Origin of the sequence: Streptomyces chryseus (assembly GCF_014650755.1) — a bacterium.
GTDB classification, from domain to species: domain Bacteria; phylum Actinomycetota; class Actinomycetes; order Streptomycetales; family Streptomycetaceae; genus Streptomyces; species Streptomyces chryseus.
The window spans coordinates 42280-57557 of the sequence record NZ_BMVO01000007.1 but is presented as its reverse complement, the minus strand read 5'-3'; the positions used below and the strand labels follow the sequence as shown (position 1 = coordinate 57557).

General features: G+C 70.3%; 11 protein-coding genes and 1 tRNA gene. 8 read left to right on the top strand and 4 right to left on the bottom strand.

The annotated features are described in order from the left end of the window. Nucleotides 1–1406 precede the first annotated feature (1406 nt). A protein-coding gene (locus IE185_RS34100; protein WP_444545112.1) for an IS630 family transposase occupies nucleotides 1407–2491 on the top strand; the annotation gives its coding sequence in 2 pieces (ribosomal slippage) (nucleotides 1407–1860 and nucleotides 1860–2491; 1086 coding nt in all). A gap of 738 nt (nucleotides 2492–3229) precedes the next feature. Further along, on the top strand, nucleotides 3230–3646 hold the full coding sequence (locus IE185_RS13775; protein ID WP_138909709.1) for a hypothetical protein: 417 nt from the start codon (nucleotides 3230–3232) through the stop codon (nucleotides 3644–3646). 439 nt (nucleotides 3647–4085) lie between these two features. On the opposite strand, the gene IE185_RS13770 is transcribed toward IE185_RS13775, so the two are convergent. Next, nucleotides 4086–5480, bottom strand: coding sequence for a cystathionine beta-synthase (locus tag IE185_RS13770; protein ID WP_138899107.1), 1395 nt, complete (start codon nucleotides 5478–5480; stop codon nucleotides 4086–4088). A gap of 166 nt (nucleotides 5481–5646) precedes the next feature. Between IE185_RS13770 and IE185_RS13765 the strand changes: the two genes are divergently transcribed. From IE185_RS13765 to IE185_RS13755, 3 genes are all read left to right on the top strand, one after another. Continuing rightward, complete coding sequence (locus IE185_RS13765) at nucleotides 5647–6648, top strand: SGNH/GDSL hydrolase family protein (RefSeq protein ID WP_138899108.1); 1002 nt, start codon at nucleotides 5647–5649, stop codon at nucleotides 6646–6648. 531 nt (nucleotides 6649–7179) lie between these two features. Continuing rightward, complete coding sequence (locus IE185_RS13760) at nucleotides 7180–8400, top strand: acetyl-CoA C-acetyltransferase (protein WP_138899245.1); 1221 nt, start codon at nucleotides 7180–7182, stop codon at nucleotides 8398–8400. 232 nt (nucleotides 8401–8632) lie between these two features. Next, nucleotides 8633–9496 carry a hypothetical protein gene (locus tag IE185_RS13755; RefSeq protein ID WP_189715298.1) on the top strand — a complete coding sequence of 288 codons (864 nt, stop codon included), beginning with the start codon at nucleotides 8633–8635 and terminating at the stop codon, nucleotides 9494–9496. Between the two features lie 125 nt (nucleotides 9497–9621). Here IE185_RS13755 and IE185_RS13750 read toward each other — a convergent pair whose 3' ends face one another. Beyond that, nucleotides 9622–9969 carry a hypothetical protein gene (locus IE185_RS13750; RefSeq protein ID WP_189715217.1) on the bottom strand — a complete coding sequence of 116 codons (348 nt, stop codon included), beginning with the start codon at nucleotides 9967–9969 and terminating at the stop codon, nucleotides 9622–9624. Between the two features lie 100 nt (nucleotides 9970–10069). Here IE185_RS13750 and IE185_RS13745 point away from each other — a divergent pair, with 100 nt between their 5' ends. Further along, nucleotides 10070–10300 carry a DUF4287 domain-containing protein gene (locus IE185_RS13745; RefSeq protein ID WP_138899329.1) on the top strand — a complete coding sequence of 77 codons (231 nt, stop codon included), beginning with the start codon at nucleotides 10070–10072 and terminating at the stop codon, nucleotides 10298–10300. Between the two features lie 95 nt (nucleotides 10301–10395). Here the strand turns inward: IE185_RS13745 and IE185_RS13740 are convergent, their stop codons facing one another. Further along, nucleotides 10396–11268 (bottom strand): Bax inhibitor-1/YccA family protein, encoded by an 873-nt coding sequence (locus IE185_RS13740; protein WP_138899328.1) that lies wholly within the window; start codon nucleotides 11266–11268, stop codon nucleotides 10396–10398. A 102-nt stretch (nucleotides 11269–11370) separates the two neighbouring features. Next, nucleotides 11371–11452, bottom strand: a tRNA-Leu gene (locus IE185_RS13735). A 390-nt stretch (nucleotides 11453–11842) separates the two neighbouring features. Between IE185_RS13735 and IE185_RS13730 the strand changes: the two genes are divergently transcribed. Together IE185_RS13730 and IE185_RS13725 are read left to right on the top strand one after the other, a co-directional pair. Continuing rightward, nucleotides 11843–12619, top strand: coding sequence for an ABC transporter ATP-binding protein (locus IE185_RS13730; RefSeq protein ID WP_138898495.1), 777 nt, complete (start codon nucleotides 11843–11845; stop codon nucleotides 12617–12619). A gap of 112 nt (nucleotides 12620–12731) precedes the next feature. Further along, nucleotides 12732–15260, top strand: a complete 2529-nt coding sequence (locus IE185_RS13725; RefSeq protein WP_138898496.1) for an ABC transporter permease — start codon at nucleotides 12732–12734, stop codon at nucleotides 15258–15260. The last annotated feature ends 18 nt before the right edge of the window (nucleotides 15261–15278 follow it).

The window sequence follows — 15278 nt, the reverse complement described above, 5'->3', positions numbered from 1 at the left end:
AGTTGCTGGTCGCCGTTGCCGGGCGGCGGGCTCGGTGAGTGGTGGCGCGGTCGGTCTAGGGGTGGTGCGGCCCCAGTCTCAGCGACTTGCGGCGACGGTTGTTGGTGCGACACCACCGTTCCGACGCACACATGCACCCAGGCCGGTGACGGCTGGCCGGCCGGGCGACCTGCGGATTGATGGGGGCGCGACTAGGGCGCAGTAGCGGAATGGGGTGACTCGGGCCGGTTCGGCGTCCACCCCCACCGGAAACCGCCCGGACTACAAGCTGGTTGCTGGGGTGAGTGGGTGGTGAGCCACGGACACCCGTAACGGCGGCATTCGAAGCGGCGGCGCGGAGGGTCGTCAAACCGCCGAGCCGCCGAGCCGTGGAGCCGTGGAGCCGTCGAGCCGTCGAGCCGCGATGAACCAAAGCCCACAGATGATGAACGGAAGCAGTACGCGTGTGACTGATGGGGCGGGAGAGGCATCGGCTTTCATCAACTGTCTGGTTGAGTCCATTTCGGCTCTCTGCGACAGCTGTTGAAGCGGCCGGGACCGCCAGCCCTGCCATCACTCGGCGCGACGGCAGGACGGACAACGGTCATCTTCGACACCCGGGCGTCCGGTGGGACGGGCGTGGTCGACGTGACGGCGGAATGCCCACCTGTCGGGCCGGGCGGGGCTGCTCACGCCATGTCGAGTTGTGCCGAGCCGTGCTGAGGGGTTCGTGTGGAGCGAAACCCACAGTCGACGCACACCCACCCCTCCACAATAGGTGGAAGTCGGACATCGCGGGCGTCGGGATTCGTCTTCTGATGGTTTCGGTTCATCACACCCGCGCAGGGGACGTCGAACCGCCCCGCTGGTACGACTCGACCGGCGGCCCTCGGCCGGCTCGACCCTCCAGCTCGTCGGCAGGCCCCCTCCTCCCGCACCTGGGTGCCCCCTGTGGAGCGAAACTCGCACTTGATTCACACCCACACCTCCGCAATGGGTGGAAGTCGGGCAGTGTGAGCATCGGAGTTCGTCTTCTGTTGATTCGGCTCTCGGCGGCAGCATCGGAGCGACCGGGACCGCGCGCCCTGCCGTCGCGCCGCGCAACGGCAGGACGACAACCGCCATCAACGACCCCCGAGCGTCCAGTGGGGCGGGCGTGGTCGATGTAGCGGCGGAATAGGCCGTCTGGCACGCCGGGCGGGGCGGCTTGAGCCATGTCGAGCCGTGTTGAGGGGCTCGTGTGGAGCTAACCCGACAGTCGATGCACACCCACCCATCCATGATGGGGGAAGTCGGGCATAGTGGGCGTCGGGGTTCGTCTTCTGTGGGTTTCGGTTCATCACACCCGCGCAGGGGGCAGCTACTGACCTTGAAGTCGTCTTGTCGTAGGGGCTGACGGTTGGTGATCGTCGCGGTATGCCGGTGGTATGAGGTATCCGCAGGGTGGGGGTCTGACCGCGGAGAGGCAAGCATTCCGTGAGCGGGTCCGGATGGAAGCGGTTGGGATGTTCGCCGATGGGCGGGGCAGTACGGAGATCGCCAAGGAGTTACGGGTCAGCGTCCGGTCGGTCCAGCGGTGGCGGCGGGCCTGGCAGGAGTCGGGACAGGACGGGGTTCGTTCCCGTGGCCCGGCCTCCCGGCCGAAGCTGAGCGATGCGCTGTTCGCCGTGCTCGAGGAGGAGTTGGCCAAAGGTCCGGTCGCTCACGGGTGGCCTGATCAGCGGTGGACACTCACCCGGATCAAGACCCTGATCGGGCGGCGGTTCCACAAGTCCATGACACTGTCGGGCATCTCCCAGATGCTGCGACGACATGGCTGGAGTCATCAGGTGCCGGCCCGTCGGGCCGTCGAGCGGGACGAGGCGGCCGTGGCCGGCTGGGTGAAGGACGTGTGGCCACAGGCGGAACGACCGCGGCGGCGCTCGGGGCCTGGCTCGTCTTCGAAGACGAAGCCGGATTCTCGATGACGCCGCCGACTTCACGCACCTGGGCCAAACGCGGAGCCACTCCGGTCATCCGGGTCCGCGGCCGTTCCCAACGCCGCTTCTCCATCGCCGCCCTGTGCTGCTACAAACCCGGCGAACGTTCCCGCCTGATCTACCGGCCCAAGCGGCATACCGACCACAAGAGCGGCGGCCGCAAGAGCTTCGCCTGGACCGAGTACCGCGACCTCCTCATCGCCGCCCACCAGCAACTCGGCGGACCGATCGTCCTCATCTGGGACAACCTCAACGTCCACAAAGACCGTCGCATGCGGGCCTTCATCGACGCCCACGACTGGATCACCGCCTACCACCTACCGCCCTACGCACCCGACCTCAACCCCGTCGAAGGCATCTGGTCAAGCCTCCGCCGAACCAGCCAGGCCAACACCGCCTTCACCGACCCTGACCACCTCATCGGCCGAATCCGACACGGCCTCCGCCACATCCAGTACCGCAGCGACATCATCGACGGATGTCTCACCGCGACCGGACTCACACTGACGACATCACGCTTGCAAGCTCATTAACCGCCCCGCTGGCGCGGCTCGACCGGCGGCCCTCGGCCGGCTCGCCCCTCCAGGCCGTCGTCGGCCGGCCCCTCCCAACTCCCACCCCCCGGGTGCCCTTCCGCCCACTCACCCCAGCACCGTGCCTGCGCTCCGGGCGGTCTCCGGTGGGGGTGGACGCCACACCACCCGAGTCACCCCACCCCACTCTCGCGCCCCACCCGCAGGCAGCACGGTCCGCAGGTCACCCGGCCATGCCGACCACTTACCGGCCTGGGTGTCGGTGTGCGTGGGAATGGTGGAGTCGCACCAACAACCGTCGCCGCACCCGCCAAGACTGGGGCCGCACCACCCCCGGAAGCTACCGCGCCCCACCCACACACCCGACAGCCACCAAACCCACCCGCACCAACAGACCTGCTGCCGTGCTGGGCGTTTCTTCTTGGGCCGTCCCCTGTTGAGCGTCAGCGGTGGGCCGGGGTGGTGGGTCAAGGGTGAAGCGAAGCGCAATCGCCGAAGGCGACGCAGGAGCGCCCTTGACGCACCACCCCGGCCCACCGACCCTGAAGCGCCAGGGACGGCCCGAGAACCACCCCGCCGAACAACCAGTGGTACGGACGAGAACCACCCCGCCGAACAACCAGTGGTACGCCCCCAGCCACACCCCCCAGAAGCAACCAGTGGTACCCCCCAACCCCCACCCCGAAAGGGGGGTTACCCCCACTGCCGACGCCCTGGGCACTCCGTAACGTTGCAGCCATGGAAGCCCGCGACCCTGAACTGAAGAAGGAACTCGACGCGACCTTGCACGCGCGCAAGGAGCTCGGGGACGACTACGAGTCGGCGCTCATCGAGTCGTTCCTGGAGAAGGTCGAGCAGCGGCTCGACGGTACGGTCGACCGCCGCGTCCGGCGCCAGCTCGCCGAGCAGCAGATGATCGTCGCCAGAGGCGGTGGGAAGCCGCCCCGGAGCGAGTCGAGCTTCGGCGAACGGTTCGGCTTCGGTGCGGTCTCGCTGGTCCTCGCCATCCCGCTGTCGGCGATCGGCGTGGCCAACGCGGGCATCGAGGGCCTGGTCGTCGCCTGGCTCGGCATCGTCGGCGTCAACGCCGTCCATGCCGCGCGCGGCTTCCCCTGGTTGCGCGGGAAGCGCGACAAGTCCGACTGGACGGACTGAGCGGACCGAGCGCGAATCCGACTGGGCGAACTGCGCCCGCAACCGCGCGCACCGTGCACCGCACCCCGCACCCCGCACCCCGCACCCCGCACCAGAAGAGGATGTCGCGGGAACCGCCGCACCCCCGGTTGCCCGGGGGCCGGGACGACAGCGGTCCCCGCGAGGGACGCGGGCCGGGATCAGGTCCGGCGTCGCGTCCAGGCGTCCATGGAGGTCCGGGAGCCGCTCCGGTAGTCCGTGACGCCGACAACAACCACGATGCACGAGCCGTGTTAAGCCGGTGCTGCGCGAACGTGTCGCCCTCGTACCACTTTCGCGAAGCCGTGGATTTGCGGCCCGGCGCGCCCCTCGTCGAGCCGTCCCCTCGTCGAGCCGTCCCCTCGCCGAGCCGTCCCCTCGCCGAGCGGCCCCTCCGCCCCGCCCAACTCTGCCGCTTCGCCTAGCTCTGCGGCTTCGCCAGGAACGCCAGCAGGTCCTGCCGGCTCACCACGCCCGTCGGCTTCCCCTCCACCAGGACGATCGCCGCGTCGTGCTGCCCCTTGCCGCCCAGCACGGCCATCAGGTCCTCCACCGGCTCACCGGAACCGACCTGCGGCAGCGGCGCACTCATGTGCTTCTCCAGCGGGTCTCCCAGCTGCGCGCGCTGCGCGAACAGGGCGTCCAGCAGCTCCCGTTCGACGACGGACCCGATGACCTCCGCGGCCATGACGTCCGGATGTCCGGCGCCGGGCTTCACGATCGGCATCTGCGAGACGCCGTACTCGCGCAGCACTTCGATCGCCTGACCCACCGTCTCCTCCGGGTGCATGTGCACGAGGTTCGGCATGTCGCCCTCCTTGTACCGCAGGACGTCGCCGACGCTCGCGTGCTGGCCCGACTCCTCGAGGAAGCCGTAGTCGGCCATCCACTCGTCGTTGAAGATCTTGCTGAGGTAGCCGCGGCCGCTGTCCGGCAGCAGTACGACCACCACGTCATCCGGGCCGAGGCGCTCCGCCACGCGCAGCGCGCCGACGACCGCCATGCCGCAGGAGCCGCCGACCAGCAGGCCCTCCTCCTTGGCGAGGCGCCGCGTCATCTGGAACGAGTCCTTGTCCGACACCGCGATGATCTCGTCCGTCACGGTCGCGTCGTACGCCGACGGCCAGAAGTCCTCACCGACGCCCTCGACCAGGTACGGCCGGCCCGAACCACCCGAGTACACCGAGCCCTCGGGGTCCGCGCCGATGACCTTGACCTTCCCGCCGCTGACTTCCTTCAGGTAGCGGCCGGTGCCGGAGATCGTGCCGCCGGTGCCGACGCCCGCGACGAAGTGCGTGATCTTCCCGTCGGTCTGCGTCCACAGCTCGGGACCGGTCGTCTCGTAGTGCGAGCGCGGGTTGTTGGGGTTGCTGTACTGGTCGGGCTTCCAGGCGCCCGGCGTCTCGCTCACCAGGCGGTCGGAGACGTTGTAGTACGAGTCGGGGTGCTCGGGGTCGACGGCCGTGGGGCATACGACGACCTCGGCGCCGTACGCGCGCAGGACGTTGATCTTGTCCGTGGACACCTTGTCCGGGCAGACGAAGATGCACTTGTAACCCTTTTGCTGCGCCACGATGGCGAGGCCCACACCGGTGTTGCCGGACGTGGGTTCGACGATCGTGCCGCCGGGCTTGAGCGCGCCGCTCTCCTCCGCCGCCTCGATCATGCGCAGGGCGATCCGGTCCTTCACGGATCCGCCGGGGTTGAAGTATTCGACCTTGGCCAGGACTGTTGCCTGGATTCCGGCCGTCACGCTGCCCAGCCTCACAAGCGGGGTGTTGCCGACGAGGGTGATCATCGAGTCGTGAAATTGCACGATGCGCTCCGGGGTCTCCGTGGTGGTATGCGGCCCAGCGTAGAGGGCTGACGACGGCGCGTTCACCTTCGGACGAGATTGAAGAGCGCCCACTACCGGGCAGTAAGCAGGTGAGTGGAGGCTTCAAGGCCTGGAGGAGGTGGCTGCGACGGTGTCGAGAGCAAGGGTGGCACGGCGGATCGCCGCTGGCGCGGCGTACGGAGGGGGCGGGATCGGTCTGGTCGGCGCGGCCGCGGTGGGGATCTTCCTTGCCGAGGTGCAGCTGGCCAAGCGGTCGGTGGGCGGCGGGCGGGCACCGGTACCTCCGCTGGCGGACGGGCTGTACGGGATGCCGCTCGCCGGATACCCCATGGACGCCCCGCTGCGGCTCGCCATGCTCGGCGACTCCACGGCCGCGGGCCAGGGCGTACGCCGGGCCGGGCAGACGCCGGGGGCGCTGCTCGCGTCCGGCCTCGCGGCGGTGGCGGAGCGTCCGGTGGCGCTGCGGAACGTGGCGCAGCCGGGGGCGCAGTCGGACGATCTTGAGCGGCAGGTCACGGTCGCACTGGCGGACCGGGAGCGGCTGCCGGACGTCTGCGTGATCATGATCGGCGCGAACGACGTCACGCACCGGATGCCGCCCACGCAGTCGGTCCGCCACCTCGCTTCGGCGGTACGCCGCCTGCGCACGGCGGGAGCGGAGGTGGTCGTCGGCACCTGTCCCGACCTGGGCACGATCGAGCCCGTCTACCAGCCGCTGCGCTGGCTGGCCCGGCGCGTGTCGCGGCAGCTCGCGGCGGCGCAGACGATCGGGACGGTGGAGCAGGGCGGGCGCACGGTGTCGCTGGGCGACCTGCTGGGGCCGGAGTTCCTGGCGAACCCGCGCGAACTGTTCGGGCCGGACAACTACCACCCCTCGGCGGAGGGGTACGCGACGGCGGCCATGGCCGTGCTGCCCACGCTGTGCGCGGCGCTGGGGCTGTGGCCGGAGTCGGACCGGCTGGACGCCTCGCGCGACGAGGACATGCTGCCGGTCGCGCAGGCGGCGGCGGAGGCGGCTTCGGCCGCCGGTACCGAGGTCACGGCCGCGCGGGCGCCGTGGGCCCTGCTGAAGCACCGGAGGCGCCGGCGCCTCCCGGCCTCGACGGAGCCGGCCCGCTCCCCTTCGGAGCCACGCCGGGCGCTGTAGGGGCACGCGGTACGGGTGCGCCGCGCGGGGTACGGGTGCGCCGCGCGGGGTACGGGTGCGCCGCGCGGGGTACGGGTGCCGTAGCGAGGGGCGCGGGTGTGTAGGCCCCGGAGTGCTGCCGCTGCGGGGGCCGCCGGGGGCGCGGGGCAGGGGTGCGCTAGTCCCGGGTGCCGGAGCGCAGCGGGGCGCTGGTGCGCAGGCCCCAGGGTGCCGCTGCGGGGGGGGGTGCGCAGGCACCGGGATGCCGCTGCGCGGGGCTTTCCCCGACCCGCCCCTTCCCGAACCGGGGCTCCGCCCCGGACCCCGGTCCTCAAACGCCGGACGGGCTGAGAACGCGGCGGGGGCCAAGGCCACCCACCACCCCACCCCCGTTTCACAGACCTGCACACAGGGAAACCAACCCCCACCTCACTGAGCGACCGCTTAGAAAAGAGGCCCGCATCACATGGTCCGCACGATGACCCGAGCCATACGTGCGGGTAACTTCCCATTCAGCCGTGCCAATCGCCTTCTCGCCCTCATGGAGCCGTCGTGCCCGAAGCAGTGATCGTTTCCACCGCCCGTTCCCCCATCGGCCGCGCGTTCAAGGGCTCGCTGAAGGACCTGCGGCCCGACGACCTGACCGCCACCATCGTGCAGGCCGCCCTCGCCAAGGTGCCCGAGCTCGACCCCCGTGACATCGACGACCTCATGCTCGGCTGCGGCCTCCCCGGCGGCGAGCAGGGCCACAACCTGGGCCGCATCGTCGCGGTGCAGATGGGCATGGACCACCTCCCGGGCTGCACCGTCACCCGGTACTGTTCCTCCTCCCTCCAGACCTCGCGCATGGCGCTGCACGCCATCAAGGCCGGCGAGGGCGACGTCTTCATCTCGGCCGGTGTCGAGATGGTGTCCCGCTCCGTCAAGGGCAACTCGGACAGCCTCCCGGACACCCACAACCCACTGTTCGCCGACGCGGAGGCCCGTACCGCCGCCGTCGCGCAGAGCGAGGGCGCGGACTGGCACGACCCGCGCGAGGACGGCCTCGTCCCGGACGCGTACATCGCGATGGGGCAGACCGCCGAGAACCTCGCCCGCCTCAAGGGCATCACCCGCGCCGAGATGGACGAGTTCGGCGTACGGTCGCAGAACCTCGCGGAGCAGGCCATCAAGAACGGCTTCTGGGAGCGCGAGATCACCCCGGTCACGACCCCCGACGGCACCGTCGTGTCGCAGGACGACGGCCCCCGCGCCGGCGTCACCCTCGAAGGCGTCCAGGGCCTCAAGCCCGTCTTCCGCCCCGACGGCCGCGTCACCGCCGCCAACTGCTGCCCGCTGAACGACGGCGCCGCCGCCCTCGTCATCATGAGCGACACCAAGGCGCGCGAGCTGGGCCTGACCCCGCTGGCGCGGATCGTGTCGACCGGCGTCTCCGGACTCTCCCCCGAGATCATGGGGTACGGCCCGGTCGAGGCCAGCCGGCAGGCGCTCAAGCGCGCCGGGCTGAGCATCGGCGACATCGACCTCGCGGAGATCAACGAGGCCTTCGCCGCCCAGGTCATCCCGTCCTACCAGGACCTCGGCCTGGACCTGGACAAGGTCAACGTCAACGGTGGCGCCATCGCCGTCGGCCACCCCTTCGGCATGACCGGCGCGCGCATCACCGGCACGCTGATCAACAGCCTCCAGTTCCACGACAAGCAGTTCGGCCTGGAGACGATGTGCGTGGGCGGCGGCCAGGGCATGGCCATGGTCATCGAGCGCCTCAGCTGACCCTCGGGGCGGCTTTGGCCGCACCCGGTTCGTGACCCAATCTCCCCCAGGATGTGACCTATCTCCTGGGGGAGAGCCATATCCCCAGGTCAACAGCGTTCTGGGGGAGAACCGCGAGGCAAAAGACCTGTCCATTTCGTGACGTAATGCACTGACAGATGGCGCGCACTCACCTCAAGCTGATGTAGGAAGTCGGGGGATCGATGAAACCGGGAGTAAGTCAGTGAGCGCCATGCCTCTTGCCCTGTTGCTGACCACAGCCGCCGCCACGGCCGTGGGCGCCGCTGCCCTGCACGCGGTCCACGGACTGCGCAAGCAGGTCACCGCCCTGCGCACCGAGCTGACGGCAGCCGCCGCGTTCGGCCGTTCCGGGGCCGCCGTCCCCCAGCAGACCCGGGCCGCAGACGCGGACGGGATACGGGCAGCGGTGGCCGAGGCACTCGCCGAGGAACGGGAGCGCGAGCTGGCCGAGGCGCGCGCCTTCTGGGCCGCGCAGGAGGCCCGTGACGCCGCCGACGCCCCGTCGCTGCTGGGCGGCCTGACCGGTCTCGGCGACGACACGCCCCCGTTCTTCGTGCCGCGCCAGGCCGACTTCACCGGCCTGGAGTCGATCGACGCGTACGAGGCGCTCGAAGCCCTGGACGGCGCCGACGCCCTGGAGGGCCTCGACGACCTGGAGCCGGCCGACGCCTTCCCCGAGGACTCCCCCGAGCTCGCGGCCGCACGCCGCCGCCACCCCTCGAACGCCGCGAACAGGATCGAACCCGGTGTCGCGGGCCAGACGCCGGGCGCCGTGGGCGACCACGAGCGCACCGTGACCCGCCTCGAAGAGCTCGCCGCCGCCCGCACCGCGCTCGCCGATGTGCGCCCGGGACCGCTCGGCACCCTCGACGTGTACGTGTTCACGGACGGTACGACGCTCTGCATGACCCCCGGCCACCGCGAGACCGCCGAGCGCCTCGCCGAGTCGCTGCGCGGCGGTGAGTCCCCGGTCCTGCTCGGCGGCTCCGGCATCTCCGGCGCGTACGCCCTGACCTTCTCCTGCGGCGAGGAAAGCGTCTACATCCTCGCCGACCGCGTCATCGCGTCGATCTAGCCCGACCTCGAAGCCCGCGCGGACCTGCTCGAACCCCGGCCCGCGCGGACCCGCTCAATGGTCCGGCCCGCGCGAGCCCCCGCGGAGCCCGGAGCCGGCCCACCCGGACCCCGCTCCGATCCCCCTCAAAGCCCGGCCCGCCCCGCCGCCGCCTCCACCAGGCCCACGGCCTCTTCCAGTCCCGCCGCGACGGACGGGGCCGTCCCGCGTTCCGGCGCGCAGGCCGCGCGCAGCGCCTGGACCAAGTCATGACCCGCCACGGCCAGTTGGTCGGCCACCACGAAGACGCCCGCGTCCGGCATGATCCGCGCCTCGCGCCCCGGCTCCTCCAGCCGCTGCGCCCGTACGGACAATTCCCTGGCCAGCGCCAGCCCTTCGGCGGCGGCCCCGCGCTGGAGCCTGCTCTGCGGGGCGGCGCGCAGCCGGTCGGCGAATCGGTCCACGGCGGCCGTCAGGGGCGTTGTATCGAGCACTCCGCGACCCTACGCGCCCTTCCGGCACTGTTGCCAACGGGCGAACACTCAGGCACGGTGACATGAAGGAGCACTCGCGCAATGCGTCCGGAGGCGCCGAATGTCCCAAGTCTTCTCCGAAGAGACCCACCAGAACCTGCTCTCCCGAATCCCCCACTGCACCGGTCGTGAAGTCTCCGACTGGCTCCGCGCCGTAGACGACGGCCCCGCTCTCTTCCGCTTCGAGGAGAAGGTGAGCTGGCTTCGGAGTGAACACAATCTCGCCTACGGTCACGCCAAAGCGATCATCCACGAGTACGACCTGAGGCGCGCCGCCCGGCGGCTGCTCTAGCCCTCCCCCGCCGGCCGGCCGCGGCCGTCGGACATGCGGAAGGGCCCGCCCGGCGTGTCGCCGGACGGGCCCCTGCGCATGGTGCCCCGCGGTGACTAGTCGTCGCCGCTGAGGATGGAGACCAGCCGCAGCATCTCCAGGTAGATCCACACCAGGGTCATGGTGAGGCCGAAGGCCGCCATCCAGGACTCCTCGCGCGGAGCGCCGTAGGCGACGCCGTCCTCGACCTGCTTGAAGTCCAGGGCGAGGAAGAACGCGCCGAGCAGCACGCCGACGACACCGAAGAGGATGCCCATCCCGCCGCTGCGGAAGCCGAGGCCGTCGCCGCCGCCGAACACCATGAACAGCAGGTTCACGGAGGTCAGGACCAGGAAGCTGATCGTGGCGATCATCAGGTAGCGCGTGAAGCGCTGGGTGACGCGGATGATCCGGGTCTTGTACAGGACGAGCATGGTGACGAAGACCGCCATCGTGCCCAGTACCGCCTGCATCGCCGCGCCCTCGGCCACGTACGTGTTCACGTAGTTGCTGAGCGCGCCGAGGAAGACGCCCTCGAAGGCGGCGTACGCCAGGATCATCGCGGGGACGGGCTTGCGCTTGAAGGACTGCACCAGCCCGAGCACCATCGCCACGAGAGCGGCGCCGATGGCCAGGCCCATGCCGAGGTCCATCACCCAGGCCACGGTGGCGCCGGCGATCACGAGGCCGAGCGTCATGCCCGTCCGCGCGACGACGTCGTCCATCGTCATGACGTTGCCGCGTACGGGCGCCTGCGGGGCGCCGTACTGCGTGTCCTGCTGGGCGTAAGGGTTGGTCGCGTACGGGTTCGCGGGGGCGCCCTGGGCGTACGGGTTCCCCTGCGCCGTACCGACGGCGGGGCCCCCGGCCTGCGGTGCCGCGGTGAAGCCCGCGGTGCCGTTGTCGCGGCTGAAGCCCCGTCGCGAGAAGACCGGGTTGCTGCTCCTCATCTCACTCCTCCATGGCCACCCTGCGTGGCCTTGACTCAAGAGTAATGGGAAAGCAAAAGGAACACCCTAGTGCCAGGGGAGGATCTTTCTGAGACCGTGACGTGCCCGGAGCCGGACTCGAACCGGCACGCCCCGAGGGGCAGCGAGGTTTAAGCTCGCCGTGTCTGCATTCCACCATCCGGGCAAGGTGCGCGGCTCCGCAATTCGCGGGTCAGAGCCTATCCGGACGCTTCCCCCGAACAGCGGAACACTCGGCCGATGTTGTCTTATTTTATTGGCGCCTGAGGGTGTGTCAGCGTGCGTAATGAGCCGTCGGCACATGCCGGGCGCGGTGGGCGGGCCCGGACGACTGCCTGCGGGAAAGGCGCAAACTCGACTGCGCGCGGCCGGCGCGGGGCCCGGGGCGCCCCCGGGGCCCGCCTCAGGGACGGCGTCATACCAAAGGAGGACGGGCGTGTCCGGCGATGCGACTCAAGAGGGCCACCCGAACGGGCACGAGGGCTGATCCGCGGGCGCCCGCCGGACGGGACGATGAAGGGGTCCCTTTACACGTCCCCGACAGGAGTGCCCTCTCGTGACCACCACCCCCACCGCCACCGCCCACCGCACGACGGCGGTGGCCGCACGCGCCACGGAGCTTTCGAAGGTCTACGGGCAGGGCGAGACCCAGGTGGTCGCCCTGGACCGGGTGACCGTGGACTTCCGCCAAGGTGAGTTCACCGCGATCATGGGACCGTCCGGTTCCGGCAAGTCGACGCTCATGCACTGCGTGGCGGGTCTGGACTCGTTCAGCTCGGGGTCCGTGCGGATCGGCGAGACCGAGCTGGGCACCCTGAAGGACAAGCAGCTCACGCAGCTGCGCCGGGACAAGATCGGCTTCATCTTCCAGGCGTTCAACCTGCTGCCGACGCTGACCGCCGCCGAGAACATCACGCTGCCGATGGACATCGCGGGCCGCAAGCCCGACCAGGAGTGGCTGAAGACGGTCATCGACATGGTCGGCCTCTCCGACCGCCTCAGCCACCGCCCCGCGCAGCTCTCCGGCGGCCAGCAGCAGCGCGTCGCCGTGGCCCGCGCCCTGGCGAGCAGGCCGGAGATCATGTTCGGTGACGAGCCGACCGGAAACCTGGACTCGCGCTCGGGCGCCGAGGTCCTCGGCTTCCTGCGCAACTCGGTTCGCGAGCTCGGCCAGACCGTCGTCATGGTGACCCACGACCCGTCGGCCGCGTCGTACGCGGACCGCGTGATCTTCCTGGCCGACGGCCGGATCGTCGACGAGATGCTGAGCCCGACGGCGGACGGCGTCCTCGACCGGATGAAGGAGTTCGACTCCAAGGGCCGCACCAGCTGACCACCGGCAGCTGACCGCGACAGCCGAAAGGCCGCAGCCGCCGTCCGGCAGCTGACCCGCGAGAGCTCGCCCCCACCCGGCCGCCGCTTCCACCACCAGGACTGACAGGAACATGCTCCGTACCGCCCTGCGCAATGTGCTCGCGCACAAGGCCAGGCTGCTGATGACCGTGCTCGCCGTAATGCTCGGCGTGGCCTTCGTGTCCGGCACCCTGGTCTTCACCGACACCCTCTCCAACGCCTACAGCAACCAGTCCGCGAAGAGCTACAAGGACGTCGCCGTCGCGGTCACCACCTACCCCGACCTCGAGAACGGCAAGAAGGACCAGGGCATAGACGCCCGGACCCTGAAGAAGATCCAGGGCCTGGACGGCGTCGCCTCCGCCACCGGCCGGGTCTCCGGCTTCGCCGGGGTCGCCGACCCCGACGGCAAGCTGATCGGCAACGGCTGGTCCAACACCGGCGCGAACTTCGAGCCGGGCGCGAACGGCGAGGACCCGGCGTACGACTTCACCGACGGCTCCGGCCCCGCGAAGGCGGGTGAGATCGCCCTCGACCGGGCCACCGCCGACAAGGGCGAGTACCGCACCGGTGACCCCGTGCGCGTCGCGACCAACGGCCCGGTGAAGGAGTACACGCTCTCCGGTGTCTTCACCACCGAGGACGGCCAGGTCAACGCCGGCGGCTCGCTGGTGCTCTTCGACACTCCGGTCGCCCAGAAGCTCTACCTGACGCCCGGCCACTTCAAGGACGTCACGATCGCCGCCGACTCCGGCACCTCCGAGCAGAAGCTGCTCGACGCGGTGAAGCCGCTGCTGCCGAAGGAGGCCGAGGCGCAGACGGGCAAGGAGCTCGCCGACGACCAGGCGAAGATGATCGAGGAAGGTCTGAGCGCGCTGAACCAGGTGCTGCTCGCCTTCGCCGCGATCGCGCTCTTCGTCGGCGTCTTCCTGATCTCCAACACCTTCACGATGCTGGTCGCCCAGCGCACCAGGGAACTGGCGCTGATGCGCGCGGTCGGCGCCTCGCGCCGCCAGGTCAAGCGTTCCGTGCTGCTCGAAGCCATGCTGGTCGGCGCGATCGCCTCCGTGGTCGGCTTCGTCCTCGGACTCGGGCTCGCGACCGGGCTGCGCTCCGCGATGTCCATGTTCGGCGCGAAGATGCCGGCCGGTCCGCTGATCGTCTCGCCCACCGCGATCGCCGCCGCCTTCGCCGTGGGTGTGCTGGTCACCATGCTCGCCGCCTGGCTGCCCGCCCGCCGGGCCGCGAAGATCCCGCCGGTGGCGGCGATGAGCAGCGTGCACGCGGCTCCGACCACCAAGTCGCTCGTCGTACGCAACTCCATCGGCGGTTTCATCACGCTGCTGGGCGCGGCGGGCATCCTCGCCGGCGCGGCGGCCGGCAAGGACGGCCGGATGCTCATCGGGGCCGGCGCGTTCTTCGCGCTGATCGGCATCATCGTCCTGATCCCGCTGCTGTCCCGCCCGGTCATCGCGCTCGTACGGCCGCTGATCAGCAAGCTCTTCGGGGTGTCGGGCACGCTGGCCGGCCAGAACGCGGTCCGCAACCCGCGGCGCACCGGAGCCACCGCGTCGGCGCTGGCCATCGGCCTCACCCTGGTCACCGGGCTGTCCGTGCTGGGCGTCACGATGGGCCGGGCCGTGGACAAGATGACCACGGACAACATCAAGGCCGACTACATGTTCACGATGGCCGGCGGCGGTTCGCTGGACACGTCGGCGCTCACCGCGCTGGAGAAGGTCCCGGGTGTGTCCGCCCTCTCCCCGCAGACGGCCGCCGACTTCGAGCTGAAGGGCGAGTGGGCCGCGGCCTCCGGTGTCACGCCGGGCGACGTCGAGCGGCTCATCAACGTCACGCCGGTCGCCGGCTCGCTGGACTCGCTGGCCGAGGGCGCGATCGCGGTCGACGACAAGACGGCGAAGAGCCGCGGCTTCAAGGTCGGCGACAGCCTGCCCGTGGAGTGGGCCGACGGCAAGAAGGGGAAGCTGACGGTCGGCGCGACGTACAAGGGGAACGAGTTCCTCTCGCCGGTCCTCATCGACCAGAAGGCCGTCGTCGAGCACCAGGCCAAGCCGTACATCCGCGAGATCTGGGTGAAGACGGACGGCGGCGCGAGCGAGGCGAACGAGAAGGCGCTCGTGGACGCGCTGGGGCAGAACCCGGCGATCAGCGTGATGGACCAGCAGGACATCCGCAACCAGTTCGGCGGCATGATCAACACCATGCTGAACATCATGTACGGCCTGCTGGGCATGGCCCTGCTGATCGCGGTGCTCGGTGTCATCAACACCCTGGCGATGTCCGTCTTCGAGCGTCAGCAGGAGATCGGCATGCTGCGCGCGATCGGTCTCGACCGCCGCAGGGTCAAGACCATGATCCGGCTGGAGGCCGTGGTCATCTCGCTCTTCGGCGCGGTGATCGGTGTCGGCCTCGGTACGTTCCTGGGCTGGGCCATCGGCCAGACGGTCCGGGACCAGGTGCCGGGTTACGCCCTGGTCCTGCCGTGGGACCGGATCGGCGTCTTCCTGCTGCTGGCGGCGGTCGTCGGCGTGCTGGCGGCGATGTGGCCGGCCCGCAGCGCGGCCAAGCTGAACATGCTCGACGCCATCAAGGCCGAGTAGGAGTACGCCGCCCGGTGA

Bases quoted from the DNA above. Each gene is read 5' to 3' on its own strand.
- IE185_RS13775 (WP_138909709.1), top strand. From the start codon at position 3,230: ATGGAAGCCCGCGACCCTGAACTGAAGAAGGAACTCGACGCGACCTTG.
- IE185_RS13755 (WP_189715298.1), top strand. From the start codon at position 8,633: ATGCCTCTTGCCCTGTTGCTGACCACAGCCGCCGCCACGGCCGTGGGC.
- IE185_RS13745 (WP_138899329.1), top strand. From the start codon at position 10,070: ATGTCCCAAGTCTTCTCCGAAGAGACCCACCAGAACCTGCTCTCCCGA.
- IE185_RS13740 (WP_138899328.1), bottom strand. From the start codon at position 11,268: ATGAGGAGCAGCAACCCGGTCTTCTCGCGACGGGGCTTCAGCCGCGAC.
- IE185_RS13725 (WP_138898496.1), top strand. From the start codon at position 12,732: ATGCTCCGTACCGCCCTGCGCAATGTGCTCGCGCACAAGGCCAGGCTG.